This is a genomic window from Propionicimonas sp. T2.31MG-18, assembly GCF_964266745.1.
Classification (GTDB): Bacteria; Actinomycetota; Actinomycetes; order Propionibacteriales; family Propionibacteriaceae; genus Propionicimonas.
The window spans coordinates 1-253 of sequence record NZ_CAXWGX010000025.1 but is presented as its reverse complement, the minus strand read 5'-3'; the positions used below and the strand labels follow the sequence as shown (position 1 = coordinate 253).

1 pseudogene is annotated in these 253 nt (G+C 66.4%); it reads left to right on the top strand.

Annotated elements, in window-relative coordinates:
- Positions 1-146: 146 nt before the first annotated feature.
- Positions 147-253, top strand: a pseudogene (locus ACFQQJ_RS10650) (IS630 family transposase); the annotation flags it as partial.

The following is a 253-nucleotide window of genomic DNA, read 5'->3' as shown; positions in this document are numbered from 1 at the left end:
CGACCGCCTGACCTACGACGCCACCATCATCGAAACCGGCACGACCAGCTACCGCCTCGCCCACACCCGAGCAGGTGGGGCCAACTCAAGCCGTCCTGGTGGGGCCAAGTCGAGTTGACATACTCACCCGGGCCTACCCCGACGGCGAACTGCACCTGGTGATGGACAACTACGCCGCCCACAAACGCGTCGAGGTTCGGGACTGGCTGGCAGCGAACCCGCGCATCCAGGTGCACTTCACCCCCACCTCCGG